We start from the raw sequence: 17,241 nt of genomic DNA, 5'->3' as shown, positions 1-17,241 counted from the left end.
CGCGGGGTGGAGCAGCCCGGTAGCTCGTCAGGCTCATAACCTGAAGGTCACAGGTTCAAATCCTGTCCCCGCAACCAAACACACAACACAAGCCCTCGACTGGTCACACCAGCGAGGGCTTCGTCGTATCCGATGCCCAATATATGCTCCAGGCTGACCAGAACCAGCACCAAATAGCCCTCCCTGCCGCAGGGAAGGCTTGGTCTGATCAGAAGGCTTGGCTGATCCACAGGCGAACGGGCGATGAGGCAGCCTCAAGGCCGCCAGGACGGCTAGGCGACCTGCCCGACCGGAGCCAAATCAGACGATAAAGAAAATCGCTCCAGCTGGACAGCGTAGGCAGCCTCAAGTCCTTTGAAACGCTGCTCCGGTTCCGGCTCGATCCGCTCCGCCGCCGCAGCAAGGCGCGTGTAGAAACGGTCGGACGCGGACAGAAGGATGCGAAGCGATCTTGCCGATGGTGCGATACCGGACAAGGCATCTTTCACAAGCACCGCAGCAGCCGCATAGAGATCATCGACGGCAGCTTCTGTACCCGGATCCCGCTTGAGCAGGCTCATGGTGTTGATGAGGAGCACGCGCAGGTCGTGTAGATCATCTCCCCTGCCCGCCTGGGCAAGAAGGTTGACGACCTTTTTGACCGCTTCGATTCTTTCCCGGATTGTTTGTGCTAAAGCGCTGTCGGTCATGAGCCTTCCCCTGTAGGCCTTATGTGAGATCCTTTGGATTTCACGGGATTCACAATGCGCATTTATGGTTAAGCATTCCTTACGGCCGCGATGAAATGCTGGTTTTCCTGGTGTTACGGTCATCTTCCAGGGATCGTTCCGAGAAGTTTTTCTGACGTCATTTCAAGCATTGTGATTTGAATGGAAGCCGACTACATCAACCCCTCATCTGTGATTTGAACCCTCCAGCATGCGGCAGCAGAACAACCTCAAGCGATCGAAAACGCTGGTCTTGCGGAGCAGACGCTTCGCGAGGAGGCGCTGCCTCATGCATGATCAGGAGCTGAGACCTGACGCACGTTCGATACGAGGCGTTCAGGCGATCAGCTCCTTCGCAACCGGCACCCTTCCTAAGGTGCCTTCCACCTTGATGCCGGTTTGACCTGATCCGTCGCCGGCCCGATCCGGCGAACTTCCTTCCGCATTGGCTTTTCCTCCGCAATGCAGGCTCGCCGGGCTCCCGCTTGCTGAGACAAGGAGAAGCCCTGCAATGAACAGGGTCTGGACTGAAGAAGAGCTCGACATCCTGCGTCGTGACCGGGAGCTGAAGGTTCCGGTGCCCGTCACGGCCGCGAAACTCGGAAGACCTGTTCCGGCCACCTATGCGAGAGCCCGGTTGATCGGCACGCTCGTTCAGCCTCATCAGTCCTGGGATGAAGCCAGCGTTGCGCGCCTGCGCGAGCTCGTCTGCGCCGACCCACCGATGACGGACAAGCGGATCGCCGCCGAACTGAACCGGACCGTGACTCAGATCCGCTGGAAGATGCAAGATCTCGGCCTAATCGGCGTTCGAGATCTCTCAAAACTGGCCAAGATAACAGCTGCAGGGATGGCCCGTCCAAGGACCGCCGAAACATCATCAGCGCGATCATTGCCCAGCAAGCCTGTCGCCCGCTCCAAACCTTCGCGTCAGCCGGATCCAGAGAAGTCTGCAACGCTGGCTCGACACGTCGCTGCTGCTCCTGTGGTACCTAGGACGAGCGATCCCAAGGCGGCTCTGGAGTGCGCAATCAAGTCCCTCGAGACCGCTATGGCAGATCGCCTGAAGAACTCGATCGCCGAGACGGAAGCCGGGATGATCAAGGCGGCTCGCGCGGCTATCGCCGAGAAGGGGCGCATCGACCAGCGGCTGGTCGTCCGGGTCAAGCGCGTGGCCGAGGCGGAGGTTCGTCGCCTCGCGACGAAGCAGGCGCTTGCAGAGGCGGAGAGGACTGCTGCGAACAGCAAGCGTCAGGAAGCTGGGGCCAGGAAGATCGAGGCCGAAGCCAAAAGGCAGACTGAAATGGCGGCACGCCAGTCCCGTCACCTGAAGACCAGTGCCGGGCAGCCACCTGAGAGGGCCAAGATCGCTCCCTCCGCGCCGGTCGGAAAGCCGAAACCTGTCGAGAAGAAGGTGAACCTGTCCGCCGTGCAGGGCATGTCACGAGACGCTGCTCCCCGGCCGGCCCCGCAGCCGGCAGCGCCTCCGGTTTCGAAGATCATCGTCTTGGAGACCCCTGCGGAGCGTCCGGTCGAGGCGGATCAGGCTGCAACTCATGTGTCCGGCCGCGGCGGCTGGAAATCTGCTCGTCGCGATCCTGCGCGCGCTCTGGCGCAGGCAAAGGCCAAGGCGAAGCCAGCAAACCGGGCCGAAGCCGTAGATCTCGCTCAGGCCGCACAGGCTGCCATCGAGCGTTTTATCGCCGAACGGGGGGTTACCCGAACCGAATCGGGCGGCATCCAGGCCGTTGTCTCCCGGTTGCAGGCCCGGGGCTACATCGTCGTGCGGGACGAGAGTGGCTGGACGATCGACCAGCGCCACCGCGTCTCCAGCGAGTCTGACCTGATGGCTTTCGCGGAGGCCCGCGGCATTACGTTGAGTGCCGCGGCCTAGCAGCGGTCTTCCTACATCCTACCGCCGTCGCTCCTTACCAGCATGTTCTCTTGTCCGCCGCGCCTGGCGTGCGGGGGCGCACGACGCCAACGACAGGATCATCTACGACAAGAGCACAGGCTATCTGTATTATGACCAGGATGGCACCGGAGCGAAGTCTCCAGTTCTCTTCGCAATGGTCGATTCGGGTCTGGCTCTCACCTCCAGGGATTTTTACGTCATCTGACACACGGCAAGGATGAGAGCATAGAAGCTTTCACCACGGCGCCTCATAGGCCTTGCGATCTCTCCCGAGAATAGCCGCAAGGCTTTCCCGTTTCATGACTCCCGATGACTGCTATGAGTTGGCCCTCAACTTGAGTTTGCCGCTGCTTGGTCCAGATACGAGGCGGCAAGGAGTTCATGATGGAAAAACGCAGACTCGGCCGCTCGGACCTGATGGTTTCGCCCCTTTGTCTCGGGGGCAATGTTTTCGGATGGACGGCCGACGAGGCGACATCCTTCAAACTTCTCGATGCCTATGTGGATGCAGGCCTCAACTTCATCGATACGGCGGATGTCTATTCCACCTGGGCGCCCGGCAACTCGGGCGGCGAGTCGGAGGCCATCATCGGCAAGTGGATGAAGGCGCGGGGCAACCGTGACCGCATCGTCATCGCCACCAAGGTCGGTTCCGAGATGGCGTCCGACCGGAAGGGACTGTCGAAGGGCTATATTCGCTCTGCCGTAGAGGCTTCCCTTCGGCGGCTCCAGACCGATGTCATCGATCTCTATCAGTCTCATCGCGACGACACCGATACGCCGCAGCAGGAGACGCTTGAGGCTTATGCGGATCTGATCCGTGAGGGTAAGGTGCGGGCCATCGGCGCCTCCAATTTTACCTCAGCCCGCTTGCAGGAGGCGCTGGCGATCAGCGCCGAGCACGGCCTTCCGCGCTACGAGAGCCTGCAGCCGAAGTACAATCTTTATGACCGCGCAGAATACGAGGCCGAACTGGAGCCGCTCTGCCGAAAGGAAGAGATCGGCGTCATTCCCTATTACGGCCTGGCAAGCGGTTTCCTGACGGGCAAGTACCGGTCGGAGGCCGACTTCGGAAAGAGCGTGCGCGGCGGGCGCATGGCGGCCTATCTCAATGAGAGGGGCAAGCGCATCCTTTCGGCCCTGGACAATCTCGCCGCCCGCAAGGATGTTACGCCGGCCCAGGTCGCCTTGGCCTGGCTCATGGCTCGTCCGGGGCTTACGGCTCCCATTGCCAGTGCCACAAGTGTAGAGCAATTGCAGGACATCGCAAAAGCAACGAGGCTGAGCCTCGATTCTGACGACGTCGCCCAGCTCGACACTGCCAGTTCCTAGCACATAAGGAAGAAGAGCGTCCGCTGACGCGATGCTCTTCCCCAGACCCGCGCTTATTGCATGGCAGCCTTCCGTTGCAACAGACGGGTGGCCTATTATCTCGTAACAACCTGTGCTTCACCGAATTTCACAGGATAAAACGAGGTTTTCAATGAGCGCCGACGCCCATGCATTGTTCCAGCCTTTCACGCTGGGCAGCCTGACACTGCCGAACCGGCTGGTAATGGCTCCCCTCACCCGCAACCGGGCATCTGAGGGTGATGTCGCGCGTGACATCACCGCCACCTACTATACCCAGCGTGCAAGCGCAGGCCTCCTGATCTCGGAGGGGTCGCAGATCTCGCATCAGGGGCAGGGTTATCTGCGCACGCCGGGCATCTACAGCCCTGAGCAGGTCGCGCATTGGCGCAAGGTTACCGACGCTGTTCATCAGGCCGGTGGGCGGATCTTCATTCAGCTATGGCATGTGGGGCGCGTGTCCCACACCTCGCTGCTGCCTGACGGCACTGCGCCGGTGGCGCCCTCGGCGCTAAGGGCTCAAACCAAAACCTTTCTGGAGAATGGATTCGTCGACGTTTCCGAGCCTCGTGCCCTCGAACTCTCCGAAATCCCCGGTGTCTTGCGTGACTACGAGAATGCCGCCCGCAACGCCAAGGAGGCCGGCTTCGACGGTGTCGAGATCCACGCGGCGAACGGCTACCTGCTCGACCAGTTCATGAAGGACAGCTCGAACCACCGGACAGACGCCTATGGCGGATCCATCGAGAACCGCGCCCGCCTCACGATCGAGGCGGCCGAGGCTGTGCTGAAGGTCTGGGACAAGGGACGCGTCGGCATCCGCCTCTCACCGGCAAGGGTCAATGATGCGGAGGATTCCAACCCTCGTGCCCTGTTCGGCCACGTGGTCGAGCGACTCGACAAGCTTGGGCTCGCCTACATCCATATGATCGAGGGCGCCACGCAGGGCGACCGTAATGCGGTCGATGTCGACTACACGGGCCTGCGTCGCTCGTTCCGCGGCGCCTATATCGCCAACAACGGCTACAACCGCGACATGGCGTCCGAAGCGGTCTCCAGCGGACGGGCGGATCTCGTGGCGTTCGGACGGCTCTTCATCGCCAATCCCGATCTCGTCGAGCGCTTCCGCCTTAATGCGCCCCTCAACGAGCCGAACCGCGCCACGTTCTACGGCGGCGGCACGGAGGGCTACATCGACTATCCCGCTCTGAACGAAGCAGCCTAAGGCTGAGCCCCGCAGGTGGAGCAGATGCCCTCCCGGGCTTTCTGCTCCAGTTCCTCGCCTTGGCGGAACAGTTCCTCTTCCCGATTGGTCGGGCCGACCGCCGAGCGTTCGCCCGGTTGCAGACGATTGACCCCTCCAACACCTCCGGTGGTGTCCGGGTCGGTTGAGGAACGGTTGGCGCTGGTGGCGGCTCCGCCCGTGCTCCCTTCGCTGCCGGGAGGCGTGCCGGGGCTGCCAGTGGTCGCATTCCCCACTGCGCTGCCCTGGTTCGTTCTGCTGCCGGTCTGGGTGTCAGGAGTCCCTCTGACGTCCGTACTGCCAGCCTGGCCGGCATTGCCGGGAGCAACCTGCCCCGGAGGGCGCAGGGTCGAGCTGCCTGGCTGCCCGGCCACTCCCGATGAGGATGAGCCGGTCGAGGGAGACGCACTGGAAGACGAACCGCCAGCGCTTCCGCCGCTGCTGGAGCCTCCAGAGGCTCCTTGCGCCCATGCGGCTCCTGTGATCAGGCAGCCTGCGATCAGGGCAGTCGAAATGGAGAGATGACGCATAGGCGCCTCCTTTCGAGGTGCTGTCGAACATCAACTCCAGGCGGAGTCATCGGTTTCCGGCAGATCTCCGCCAAATCGTCAGACTGATATTTCCTGACGGGTCCAGGATCTGGGGCTCCCCCGACGCCATTCCATGGTCCGACAGGATGGCCTCGGCGCTCCTGCCGGTCCGGCACCCGGTAAAGACCGCAACGCCATCCGGCACATGGGAGCCTTCCGCACGCGTGAGGTGGAACGCGTCGTATCCGATCTTGAGAAAGAGATCGAAGACTTGGCGACCGCCGGGCACTGCCACACGGCCGCCCTTCGGCAGGACGGTGCGGATCGCCTGCTCCCATGGGAGCTTGCCGGGATCCCACCACCATCCGTCGGCCCGCCGCTCGAGGCCGGTGGAGGACGAGGACAGAATCATCCGCAGGCGTCTTTTGGGATTCGCGTTGGCCTCGTGGCCGAGCCGGCCGAGCACGGTCACGGCAGATGCATGGAGCTCCGCCTGAAAGTAAGCCCAGTCCGCCTCGTTGCGCAGCACCTCGGGCGTGCGGCCCGATGCATCGGCAATGCAATCGTTGTCCGACACGATGGCGTAGCCGTGGATTTCAACCTGGCTCATGGATGGACCTTTTGCGGGATGCGTGCCGATGGGCAGGGACGAGCGGACCGAGCTGTCGATGGACCTGAGCCAGAATTCGGCATGCGGTGCAACATTGGGGATGATCGCGAAGTTCCAGCTTGCCAGCCAAGGTTGAAGATCCCATGAAACACTGGAGACAGGAAAGCGGGAGTGCCGGGATGCGGATTGCCACGTGGAATGTGAACTCCATCAAGCAGCGGCTGGACCACCTCGCCACCTTCGTGAAGAGCGCCGACCCGGACATCGTCTGCCTGCAGGAACTGAAATGCGTGGACGAGGCCTTTCCCCGAGCTGAGGTCGAGGCTCTGGGCTACAACGTGGAGACCCATGGCCAGAAAGCCTATAACGGCGTCGCCATCCTGTCCAAGCGCCCGCTCGAGGATGTGCGCCGCGGCCTGCCCGGGGATGAAAGCGACGAGCAGGCCCGCTACCTGGAAGGCATCGTGTCGACATCCACGGGGGCCGTGCGGGTCGCCTCGATCTACCTGCCGAACGGCAATCCCATCGGCACACCGAAGTTCGACTACAAGCTCGCCTGGATGGACCGCCTGCGCGCCCATGCCCGCAAGCTGCTGGCGCTCGAGGAGCCGCTCGTCCTCTGCGGCGATTACAACGTGATCCCGGAGCCCGCGGATGCCTACGATCCGGCGGCCTGGACGAAGGATGCTCTGTTCCAGCCGGAGAGCCGGGCGAAATTCCGGGAACTCGTCAACCTTGGTCTGTCCGACGCGGTGCGCGCCTGCAGCGACCAGCCCGGACTTTACTCGTTCTGGGATTATCAGGCCGGCGCGTTCCAGCGGAACAACGGCATCCGCATCGACCACCTCCTGCTCTCGCCCCAGGCGCAGGACAAGCTGAGGACGACCTCGATCCGCAGGGAAGTGCGCGGCTGGGACAAGCCCTCCGACCACGTGCCGGTACTCGTTGATCTCGATATGGAGTGATCGTCAAAAACTCTTTGTCATCACCGGCCTTGTGTCGGTGATCTCGATCCGAAAAGCATGGCGCTTCTCCAACTGAGATGGCCGCCCCGGATCAAGTCCGGGACGGCCATCACATAAGGGATGTTCAGTAGCACACCTTACCGGCGCGCCTGGATGTACTGCTCCAGCAGAGCGAGCGCGAGTTTGCGGTCGCTCTCGTCGGCTGCCGTGAAGGCGTCCTTGTACAGGTCTACGATCCACTGATCCTTGGCGGTGTCCGTCGAGGCCTCGCGGGCCAGCGTCAGCCACATCAGTCCCTTGGCGCGCTGGCGCGGAACGCCCTGCCCTGTCATCAGGAGATGGCCCAGGAGCGCCTGGGAGGCCGTATGGCCCTTCTCAGCCGCCAGGTTGAACCAGCGTGCGGCGTGGCGGGCATCCTTCCTGACGCCAGTGCCTTCCAGGTAGAGGCGAGCGAGGTTGTACTGCGCGTTGGAATCGCTGAAATAGGACGCCGCGTAGCTGAACATCTCGACGGCACGGGCCGGATTGGACGCGACATAGGTGCCCTGGATGCCGTCCAGGAAGTAGCTGCCGAGCGCCACGAAGGCGCTGGAGACAACGGAAGCATTCGGCGAATCCGGGCTCTCGTCGGCGTGCTGGTCGGCGAGCTTGGAGAAGTACTCGAAGGCTTTCAGGTCGTCGTGCTCGACGCCGTCGCCATCGGCATACATGCGTCCGAGCTTCCAAAGGGCGAGCGAATGGCCCTGGCCCGCCGCATATTCGAGCGCGTCGACGGCGCCGATCTTGTCGCCGGCATTGTAGTTGCGCATGCCGCTGCGCAGGGCATCGCGCGCCGAGCCGTACTTGGTGACGGGCGAAAGCGCCGGCGTGAGAGCAGGCGTCAGCGGCTGCGGACGCGGTGCGGCATCCAGCGCGTACGAGGCCCCTGCGCCGAGGAAAGCCACCCCCAATGTGGCAAGGATGAAATTAGACGTCCGCATAGGTTTCTTTTTCTGCGGCTCCGCCCGGATGGGTGACTGCCCCATCCCGTGCGGGACCAACGGTTTGTGCGTATTTCCAGAGATAGCCCGAGGTGGCGCTCGTCTCGCGTGGGGCCCATTTGGCCCGGCGCTGGGCCAGTTCCCCGTCCGAGAGCTCCACGTCGATGGTGCCTTGAATGGCATCGATCGCGATGATGTCGCCATCCTCGAGAAGCCCGATCGGCCCGCCTACGGCGGCCTCGGGCCCCACATGCCCGATGCAGAAGCCGCGGGTCGCGCCCGAGAAGCGGCCGTCGGTGATGAGCGCGACCTTGTCGCCCATGCCCTGCCCGTAGAGAGCCGCGGTCGTGGAGAGCATCTCGCGCATGCCGGGACCGCCGCGCGGCCCCTCGTAGCGGATCACGAGAACTTCGCCTTCCTGGTACTGGCGCTTGGAGACGGCCTCGAAGCAGGCCTCCTCGCCGTCGAAGCACCGGGCCGGGCCGCGAAACACCTGCTTGTCGGCGGCCATGCCGGCCACCTTCACGATGGCGCCCTCAGGAGCGAGGTTCCCCTTGAGCCCCACGACGCCGCCCGTGGGCGTGATCGGGGTGTTGGCCGGATAGACCACGTCCTGCTCGTCGTTCCACTTCACCGAAGCGAGGTTCTCGGCCATGGTGCGGCCGGTCACGGTCATGCAGTCGCCGTGCATGAAGCCGTGGTCGAGCAGCGTCTTCATGAGCAGCGGGATGCCGCCGACCTCGAACAGGTCCTTGGCCACATAGCGCCCGCCGGGCTTCAGGTCTGCGATGTAGGGGGTGCGCTTGAAGATCTCGGCCACGTCGAACAGGTCGAACTTGATCCCCGCCTCATGAGCGATGGCCGGCAGGTGAAGGGCCGCATTGGTTGAGCCGCCGGAGGCCGCCACCACGGTGGCCGCGTTCTCCAGGGATTTGAGAGTCACGATATCGCGCGGGCGGATGTTTTTCGCGATCAGGTCCATGATCTGCTCGCCGGCCGCAGCGCAGAACCGGTCGCGGATCTCGTACGGCGCCGGAGCGCCGGCCGAATACGGGAGAGCCAAGCCGATGGCCTCGGAGACCGTCGCCATGGTGTTGGCGGTGAACTGGGCCCCGCAGGCGCCGGCGGACGGACAGGCCACCTGCTCGAGCTCGGTGAGATCCTCGTCGGACATCTCTCCGACGGAGTGCTTGCCGACCGCCTCGAAGAGATCCTGCACGGTCACCTGCCGGCCGCGGAAGGAGCCGGGCAGGATCGATCCGCCATAAATGAAGATCGACGGCACGTTGAGGCGCACCATCGCCATCATCATGCCGGGAAGGGACTTGTCGCAGCCGGCCATGCCGACGAGCGCGTCATAGGAATGGCCGCGAATGGTCAGCTCGACCGAATCCGCGATCACCTCGCGGGACGGGAGCGACGCCTTCATGCCCTGGTGGCCCATGGCGATGCCGTCGGTCACCGTGATGGTGCAGAACTCCCGCGGCGTGCCCCTGGCGGAAGCCACGCCCTTCTTCACGGCCTGGGCCTGGCGCATGAGGGAGATGTTGCAGGGGGCGGCCTCGTTCCAGCAGGTGGCGACGCCCACGAGCGGCTGCGCGATCTGCTCCTTGGTCAGGCCCATGGCGTAAAGGTAGGAGCGATGCGGCGCGCGAGCCGGCCCCACCGACACGTGACGGCTCGGCAGCTTCGACTTGTCGATCAGGCGCGCATCCATGGCTTCAACTCTTTCCTAAGCCGGCTCTCACAAGGAGATCCAAGCCCGTTGGAACCCCTGTGATCTGCCATGTGCCGCGCCACCCGTGCAATGACCCTTAGGAAGGATCGTTTCAGCAGCCTTAACCTGGATCCAGCCCAGGATACTTTGCTGTAAAGCCTTGGTTTAGAAGCACTTTAGCCAGCTTCATGAGTTGCTCCCGGTTTATGGCGGCATCGCGGCGGAGCTTGGGCCAAGGGAGGCAAGATGTTGAAGGTTTGAGGGTGTTGCTTGGCCGCAACATTCTTGGGAGGGAATTCCTTTTCGGCTTTTGAACGCACTCTCTGTTTGGAGAGTATGCCGGAGGGGCATGAAGGCACATAATGAGGGTTATCTTGTTTCCCTAAGGCTCTTTAAAGCAGCCGTTCATCCGAATGATCAGGAGGTCCGGGCTCGCATCTTCAACGCGAACGGCACACCTTTCAGTCGCGAAGGGGCGGAAGGGGTACAGGACTTCCCGGTCCATGCAGCGGCATCTGGCCACCAAAATGTTCCTTCCATCACCGGCCTGAGTGATGGAGGCTTCGTGATAACTTATACAGACGACAACCAGTCGAACTTGCCCGGGGACCCGGATGTGCGTGCTCAGGCATTCGATGCCAACGGCCGGCCGGCCGGATCACCTGCTTTCATCGTCAATGCCCAGTCTGCCGATTCTCAATCCAATCCGGCCGCGATGTACTTGAACAACGGCACCTATGTCGTCGTCTACAACGATAGAGGAGCAGACGACCTTAGGGGCAGGATTTTCACAAACGACGGGCAGCCCATCGGCAACAGCGAGTTCATCGTCTCGACCGTTCCGGACGGTGCTCGAACCTTTCACTATGTCACTGTCCTCAAGGATGGCCGCTTCGTCGTAGTTTGGAAGGCGGATGAGGGAAACGGGTCAGGGTCTGCTGTTAAGGCACAGATTTTTGAGACCGATGGCACGAAGGTCGGCAGCACGTTCGTGGTCAATGTGACGACGAACGGAACACAAGGCTACCCTTCCGCTGCAGCCTTGCCGGACGGCGGGTTCGCTGTAGCCTTCGAGGATCAGGGCGCAGGCGGAGTCATCTGCGTGACAACGTTCAATCATGACGGCGCGCGGATTGGCGACGAGATTCGGGTCGATCCGCCAAGCGTCGAAGGGCATAGTCTGCTCAGAATGACCGCGCTCGCCGACGGGCGCCTCGTCGTGACGTGGTGGGAGGAGGATCGCGACCCGGAAGGCGATACCTACGGCCAGATCGTAGATGCACGATTCTCGGCGATCACACTGAGCGGTACGTCTTTCAATGACCACTATATCGGCACCGGTTTCGGCGACATGCTCGGCGGCGCAGCCGGCTCCGACCAGCTGCGGGGTGAGGCTGGCAACGATACCCTTGATGGCGGCGCCGGAGCGGACGTGCTGGACGGCGGCGCGGGCTTCGACTTTGCCTCCTTTGCCTCCGCCACTACAGGGGTGACGGCGAGCCTGACGGGGGGAGCCGGCGACAGCTTCGTTGGGATCGAAGGCATCATCGGCTCCGCCTATGGCGACACGCTGATGGGCAACGGCACGGCCGACCTGCGCGGCGGGCTCGGGGCCGACACCTATCAGGTGCAGGCAGCCGATCTCGTGACGGAGAATGCCGGCGGCGGCATCGATACGGTGATCGCCTCCGCCTCCTACAGCCTCTCGGCCTCGGCCGAGGTAGAGGTGCTCAAGCTCGCCAGCCTGTCCGCCCGCACGGCCGCCAACCTCACCGGCTCGAGCACTGCCAACGAGATCACCGGACATGCCGGCGCCAACCTGCTCAAGGGCGAGGGCGGCCATGACGTGCTGAAGGCCTCCTCCGGCAATGACCGGGTCTATGGCGGCACGGGCAACGACAAGCTCTATGGCGGGTCCGGCAATGACCGGCTCTATGGCGGCACCGGCTCGGACCGGGACATCTTCGTGTTCGACACCCGCCCCAACAAGAGCACCAACGTGGACCGGGTCTACGACTTCAACCCGCGCTACGACACGTTCCACCTCGACAACGCAGCGTTCACCAAGCTGGGCACCGGCTCGGCGGCGCGGCCGAAGAAGTTCAAGTGGGACATGTTCGTGAAGAGCGACAAGGCGCAGGACGGGCAAGACCGCATCGTCTACGACAAGAAGACGGGGGCGCTGTACTACGACAAGGACGGCACCGGCGGTGCCGCCCAGGTGAAGATCGCCACCCTCAGCAAGAACCTCGCCCTCACCCACAACGACTTCTACGTCATCTAAGCGAAGAACCGGAAATCAGCTGCCGACATCGTCATGGCCGGGCCGCACCCGGCCATGATGCGTTTTACCCCACCTCCTGCGACGAGAACCAGACATCGTCATAGACGGCGACGGCGCTGGCATCCGGCGGCCGTTCGCGCCTGATCCAGACGGACGCCACCGCCGCAAGATCGGCCTCGGTCGGCAGGTTCCTGACCGAGGCTTTTTCGGCAACGCCGCTGCAGGAGATGAAGCCCACATTCATCAGGGAGCGGGCGCTGAAGCCGCCGGCCCGCCGCCGCACCAGGATCGCCGGCCCCCAGTCCTTGTGCGGCTGCCAGGGGAAGATCAGCCGACCCTCGGGGTTGAGTGCTCGCAGCCACTCCACATCGGGCGCAACGACGCCCGCATTCACATAGACCACATCCGCATTGGGCAGCACGCGCCCGAAAGCCGAGGCCGCATGAACCGTGACATTCGGCCGGGAGCGGAGATTGCGCTGCGCTTGCGCCGCAAGATCCGGCTCGTATTCGAAAGCCTCGACCCTGCCGCTGGGCTCCACGAGCGAGGCCAGAATGGCCGTGTAGTAGCCCGTCCCGGCTCCCACATGAATCACGGTCTCCCCCGGCGTCGGATTGACCTTGCCGATCCAGGCGGCGTGCAGGGCCGGCTCGCCATTGTTGATGCCGCGTGCGCGGTCGATGGCGACCAGGACATTGTCGTAGATGTCGGAGGCTTGATGGGTTCGCGTGGCGATGCCCATGCTGATCGTCGTCCAGGGCGGCGGCGGCAGGAAGACCTCGCGGGCAACCTGCGCGAAGGCTGTCTCGATCCTGGGATCCTCGACCCCTGCAAGTCGCACGATCTGCGCCGCGTAGGCGGTTCGCGCCTGCCGCAATGCATCGGGGTTGATGTCGCCTTTCATGACACCGCCATTCCGCCTTCTGGGGTGAGGCTTTCGCGCTTATGCGTATGTAGATGGCCTTCCTCGGGGTTCTTCCAACAGGTTTTGGACGCTTTAGCTCTTTTGCCCTCCAGACCCGTGCATTGCGGCACGCCCGTAAGCAGGCCCCGACGTTCCAACCACGACAGCCTCTTTGTTCAAAGAGCTCTCAGAAAATGATCACATGGCAAAAAAGGTGTCTTACCCAGACGCATGCCCATGCTGCTTCAGCGTCATGTCTTGAGGTTTCTCCGTGCTTTCGCACCTTGCAGCCTGCACGCAGACAACAGCGCCCTCTCCCGCCGCTCAAGCGGTCGATACGGGAGCTCGATGACAAGGATCGCAGTGTCGAGGAGGAGGCTGCGAAAGCGCGGAGCCAGAGAGATCCAAAGTCCCGGCCATGGGAACGCGAACGAGCCGAGCCAGAACCGGAGCAGGCTGCCGCCGGGTCAGTCTCCCCTCCTACATCCGGAACACGCCGAACTTCGTCTCCGGAACGGGTGCGTTCAGAGCGGCTGAAAAAGCCAGTGCCAGCACGCGGCGCGTCTCCGAGGGCAGGATGATGCCGTCGTCCCACAGGCGGGCCGTCGCGTAATAGGGCGAACCCTCCTGCTCGTACCTGTCGCGGATCGGTGCCTTGAAGGCCTCTTCCTCGTCCGGGCTCCAGGACTTGCCCTCGGCCTCGATGTTGTCGCGCCGAACCGTGGCCAAGACGCTCGCCGCCTGCTCGCCGCCCATGACCGAGATGCGCGAGTTCGGCCATGTGAAGAGGAAGCGCGGGGAATAGGCGCGGCCGCACATGCCGTAATTGCCGGCCCCGAAGGAGCCGCCGACGAGCAGGGTAACCTTCGGCACCTGCGCGCAGGCTACGGCCGTCACGAGCTTGGCGCCGTCCTTGGCGATGCCGCCGGCTTCGTACTGGCGGCCGACCATGAAGCCGGAGATGTTTTGGAGGAAGAGAAGCGGAATGCGCCGCTGGCAGCACAGCTCGATGAAGTGCGCACCCTTCTGGGCGCTCTCGGAGAACAGGATGCCGTTGTTGGCGATGATGCCGACGGGCATGCCCCATAGCCTGGCGAAGCCGGTCACCAGGGTCGTGCCGTAGAGGCGCTTGAACTCGTCGAACTCGGACCCGTCCACGAGGCGGGCGATCACCTCGCGGATGTCGTATTGCTTTTTGAGATCGGTCGGCACGATCGCATCGAGATCGTCGATGGAGTATTTCGGCTCCACCGGATCGGCGAGGTCGATGTCGATGCTCTTGCGGGTGTTGAGCGTCCCGACGATGCGGCGCACGATGGCGAGCGCATGGACATCGTCGGTGGCATAATGATCCGCCACGCCCGACTGGCGGGCATGGACGTCGGCGCCGCCGAGATCCTCCGCCGAGACCACCTCGCCGGTCGCCGCCTTCACCAGGGGCGGTCCGCCGAGGAAGATGGTGCCCTGGCGGCGCACGATGACCGTCTCGTCGGACATGGCCGGCACATAGGCGCCGCCCGCCGTGCACGAGCCCATGACGCAGGCGATCTGCGGGATTCCCAGCGAGGACAGGGTCGCCTGGTTGTAGAAGATGCGGCCGAAATGCTCGCGATCCGGGAAGACTTCGGTCTGGTGCGGCAGGTTCGCGCCGCCGGAATCCACCAGATAGATGCAGGGCAGACGATTCTCCCGCGCCACTTCCTGGGCGCGCAGGTGCTTCTTCACCGTCATCGGGTAGTAGGTGCCGCCCTTGATGGTCGAATCATTGCAGACGATCATCACATCGCGGCCTTCGACCCGGCCGATGCCGGTGATGATCCCGGCGCCGTGGATCGCGTCATCGTACATGCCGTGGGCGGCAAGCGCTCCGAGTTCCAGGAATGCTGCGCCGGGATCGAGCAGGCGCATCACGCGCTCGCGCGGCAGCAGCTTGCCGCGGGCAAGGTGCCGTTCCCGGGCCTTGGCCGGGCCGCCCTCCGACACAGCCTGCCGCTTGGCCTGGAGATCCAGGGCAAGCTCGGCCCAGGCGGCGCGGTTCGCCCGCGCGGCGTCCGAGGTCAGATCGGCAGAGGTGGCGATGACGGGCACGGCGTCGGTCTCCCTGGTTCTAAGGCTTTGGCTCCTTCACGGCTCAAGCCGGAGGGCACCGCTCAGTACTAGCGCATCGTGCGGAAAAGTGACCCCGGTTTTCCGCACGATGCGCTCACCAAGAAAAAGAAGCATCGGAATAGATCCCAAAAGTGCATTCCACTTTTGGGTCCGATGCTTTGGAACCGGGGAGCCTGTGCAACTGGGATCTGGGAAGTTCAGGCCTCAACCCTTGGCCTGAATGACCGCTTCCCGCCGGATGACGCCCGATCCGCAGCGATAGGCGATGCCGCGCACGAGCGACCAGTCCTGGGAGACCTGCTGCAGGTAGAGATGGGTTGCGCCAAGGGCGACGGCTGCCTGCAGCATGTCGTCGGTGGCGCGGCCGAAGGTGGACCTGCCGAGCGTCACGCCGAAGCCGACATTGACCTGCGTGTGGGTTCCCGGCGTCGTCGGGGTGACCGGGCTTACCTCGCCAAGCCGCGTGCAGGCGCGCACATCCGCCGGCGAATCGACGATCTTCACGAGTTCCGTCGGCTCAGGCCGGTAGGCGCAGGCCGAAGCGGCCAGGGCGACGAGGGAGGCAAGAAGGGCACGTTGCATGAAAGTTCCGCCAATGATCAGCCGTTTGCCCCAGCTTAGAGCATGAAGCCGCGTTGAGGAGAAGCCTTGCCGTATGGAAGGTCAAAATCCTAGGCGGCGTGGCTCCGAAGCAACGGTGCCTCCACCCGCATGGTCGGCCCGAATATCTCCTCGAAGGTTCTACGCATCGCCGCATCGACCTCAGGCAGGGTGACGGGGATGCCGAGATCGACGAGGCTCGTGACCCCGTGCTCGGTGACGCCGCAAGGGACGATGCCTGAGAAATGGGAGAGTTCCGGCTCCACGTTCAGGCTGATGCCGTGAAAGGTCGCCCAGCGGCGCACCCGGATGCCGATGGCGGCGATCTTGTCCTCGGCGGTCTCGCTCTTGTCGGGCCGGCGCACCCAGACCCCGACCCGATCCTCCCGCCGCTCGCCGCGGACGTTGAAGGCATCGAGAGTGGCGATGATCCAGGCTTCAAGAGCAGCCACGTAGCGGCGCAGGTCCGGCGTCCGCCGCTTGAGATCGAGCATCACATAGGCCACCCGCTGGCCCGGGCCATGATAGGTGTACTGTCCTCCCCGCCCCGTCTGATGAACCGGAAAGCGATCGGGTTCCACGAGATCGGCCGGGTTGGACGAGGTGCCGGCCGTGTAGAGCGGCGGATGCTCCAGCAGCCAGACCAGTTCCCGTGACTGCCCGGCTGCGATCGCCTCGGCCCTGGCCTCCATGAAGGCGACCGCCTCCTCGTAGCCGACAAGGCTGTCCGTGATGGCCCATTCCACCGGTTCGGAGCCGCCTTCGGCATGAAGCTGAACGGCCAAGCTGTCTCGCAGGTTCGACACCGATACACCTTAAACTTTCCGGGATGCAGAACGGCAGACGCTCTGGCCCGTGAGAGAGCGCGGGCAAGATCCTGCGCTCCCATGGAAACTGTGCTTATATAGTCGCTCCAGGGGCTTATCGCCTATCCCTTCGCTGGCAACGGGAGCCTTCGCGCCGTTCAATCGCCGCAAGCTCCACGGAAGGGGTTGCAGCGGCCCAATCGATCTGCTAGAGCGGCCACCTCTTCAGGAAAACCTTTCCTGAAACCGAGTTCGCGGTCATGGCGGAATTGGTAGACGCACTACCTTGAGGTGGTAGCGGGGAGACCCGTGGAGGTTCGAGTCCTCTTGACCGCACCAACTTTCAGCACCACTTGTGCTGAAGACGAAAAGGCCCCCTCAACGGGGCCTTTTTTGTTGATCGTACCTGCCCAGAATCGACGGCAGCTCGCAGCCCTGCCAGGGCGCCTGGATCGACCTGGCTGGAACGGCCGATAAGTCATTTTCCGCGAAAGCCTTTGAGGTGCATTGCGCAGGCTGGC

The 17,241-nt window shown here is 63.4% G+C and carries 14 protein-coding genes and 2 tRNA genes; 7 read left to right on the top strand and 9 right to left on the bottom strand.

Annotated features, from left to right (window positions below; genetic code table 11):
• Nucleotides 1-77: transfer RNA gene (locus tag AC0QTX_RS17860), tRNA-Met, on the top strand.
• Between the two features lie 195 nt (nt 78-272).
• Here AC0QTX_RS17860 and AC0QTX_RS17855 read toward each other — a convergent pair.
• Nucleotides 273-689 carry a hypothetical protein gene (locus AC0QTX_RS17855; protein ID WP_474605160.1) on the bottom strand — a complete coding sequence of 139 codons (417 nt, stop codon included), beginning with the start codon at nt 687-689 and terminating at the stop codon, nt 273-275.
• A gap of 529 nt (nt 690-1,218) precedes the next feature.
• On the opposite strand from AC0QTX_RS17855, the gene AC0QTX_RS17850 reads away from it, so the two are divergent.
• The 3 genes from AC0QTX_RS17850 (at nt 1,219) to AC0QTX_RS17840 (ending at nt 5,197) form a co-directional block, all read left to right on the top strand.
• Nucleotides 1,219-2,601 (top strand): hypothetical protein, encoded by a 1,383-nt coding sequence (locus AC0QTX_RS17850; protein WP_474605159.1) that lies wholly within the window; start codon nt 1,219-1,221, stop codon nt 2,599-2,601.
• A 405-nt stretch (nt 2,602-3,006) separates the two neighbouring features.
• Entirely contained in the window at nt 3,007-3,954 is a 948-nt protein-coding gene (locus tag AC0QTX_RS17845) for an aldo/keto reductase (RefSeq protein ID WP_474605163.1), read from the top strand.
• A gap of 151 nt (nt 3,955-4,105) precedes the next feature.
• The gene (locus AC0QTX_RS17840) at nt 4,106-5,197 is read left to right on the top strand and encodes an alkene reductase (RefSeq protein ID WP_474605158.1); all 1,092 of its coding nucleotides are present in this window, start codon (nt 4,106-4,108) and stop codon (nt 5,195-5,197) included.
• Here AC0QTX_RS17840 and AC0QTX_RS17835 read toward each other — a convergent pair.
• The gene (locus tag AC0QTX_RS17835; RefSeq protein WP_474605157.1) at nt 5,194-5,745 is read right to left on the bottom strand and encodes a hypothetical protein; all 552 of its coding nucleotides are present in this window, start codon (nt 5,743-5,745) and stop codon (nt 5,194-5,196) included. The two genes, AC0QTX_RS17840 and AC0QTX_RS17835, sit on opposite strands and share 4 nt — an antisense overlap.
• A gap of 46 nt (nt 5,746-5,791) precedes the next feature.
• Nucleotides 5,792-6,355, bottom strand: coding sequence for a dihydrofolate reductase family protein (locus AC0QTX_RS17830; protein WP_474605156.1), 564 nt, complete (start codon nt 6,353-6,355; stop codon nt 5,792-5,794).
• Nucleotides 6,356-6,534: 179 nt separating this feature from the next.
• On the opposite strand from AC0QTX_RS17830, the gene xth reads away from it, so the two are divergent.
• Nucleotides 6,535-7,320, top strand: coding sequence for an exodeoxyribonuclease III (xth, locus tag AC0QTX_RS17825; RefSeq protein ID WP_474605155.1), 786 nt, complete (start codon nt 6,535-6,537; stop codon nt 7,318-7,320).
• 137 nt (nt 7,321-7,457) lie between these two features.
• Here xth and AC0QTX_RS17820 read toward each other — a convergent pair whose 3' ends face one another.
• Both AC0QTX_RS17820 and ilvD read right to left on the bottom strand, forming a co-directional pair.
• A complete protein-coding gene (locus tag AC0QTX_RS17820; protein ID WP_474605154.1) occupies nt 7,458-8,300 on the bottom strand; it encodes a tetratricopeptide repeat protein in 843 nt (280 codons plus the stop codon).
• Nucleotides 8,287-10,017 carry a dihydroxy-acid dehydratase gene (ilvD, locus tag AC0QTX_RS17815; RefSeq protein ID WP_474605153.1) on the bottom strand — a complete coding sequence of 577 codons (1,731 nt, stop codon included), beginning with the start codon at nt 10,015-10,017 and terminating at the stop codon, nt 8,287-8,289. Before ilvD ends, AC0QTX_RS17820 begins: the two co-directional genes overlap by 14 nt.
• Nucleotides 10,018-10,582: 565 nt before the next feature.
• On the opposite strand from ilvD, the gene AC0QTX_RS17810 reads away from it, so the two are divergent.
• Nucleotides 10,583-12,301 carry a calcium-binding protein gene (locus AC0QTX_RS17810; RefSeq protein ID WP_474605152.1) on the top strand — a complete coding sequence of 573 codons (1,719 nt, stop codon included), beginning with the start codon at nt 10,583-10,585 and terminating at the stop codon, nt 12,299-12,301.
• A gap of 64 nt (nt 12,302-12,365) precedes the next feature.
• Here AC0QTX_RS17810 and AC0QTX_RS17805 read toward each other — a convergent pair whose 3' ends face one another.
• The 4 genes from AC0QTX_RS17805 to lipB all read right to left on the bottom strand — a co-directional run bounded on the left by AC0QTX_RS17805 (nt 12,366) and on the right by lipB (nt 16,720).
• Nucleotides 12,366-13,205, bottom strand: coding sequence for a protein-L-isoaspartate O-methyltransferase family protein (locus AC0QTX_RS17805; protein ID WP_474605151.1), 840 nt, complete (start codon nt 13,203-13,205; stop codon nt 12,366-12,368).
• Nucleotides 13,206-13,685: 480 nt separating this feature from the next.
• A complete protein-coding gene (locus AC0QTX_RS17800) occupies nt 13,686-15,293 on the bottom strand; it encodes a carboxyl transferase domain-containing protein (protein ID WP_474605150.1) in 1,608 nt (535 codons plus the stop codon).
• Nucleotides 15,294-15,518: 225 nt separating this feature from the next.
• Nucleotides 15,519-15,896 (bottom strand): hypothetical protein, encoded by a 378-nt coding sequence (locus AC0QTX_RS17795; RefSeq protein WP_474605149.1) that lies wholly within the window; start codon nt 15,894-15,896, stop codon nt 15,519-15,521.
• 89 nt (nt 15,897-15,985) lie between these two features.
• Nucleotides 15,986-16,720 carry a lipoyl(octanoyl) transferase LipB gene (gene lipB, locus AC0QTX_RS17790; RefSeq protein WP_474605148.1) on the bottom strand — a complete coding sequence of 245 codons (735 nt, stop codon included), beginning with the start codon at nt 16,718-16,720 and terminating at the stop codon, nt 15,986-15,988.
• A 254-nt stretch (nt 16,721-16,974) separates the two neighbouring features.
• Here lipB and AC0QTX_RS17785 point away from each other — a divergent pair.
• A tRNA-Leu gene (locus AC0QTX_RS17785) sits at nt 16,975-17,059 on the top strand.
• Nucleotides 17,060-17,241 lie beyond the last annotated feature (182 nt).

Source organism: Microvirga sp. jy35, from assembly GCF_056148915.1.
The sequence above is the reverse complement of the archived record's forward strand: the minus strand, read 5'-3'. Positions and strand labels throughout refer to the sequence as shown.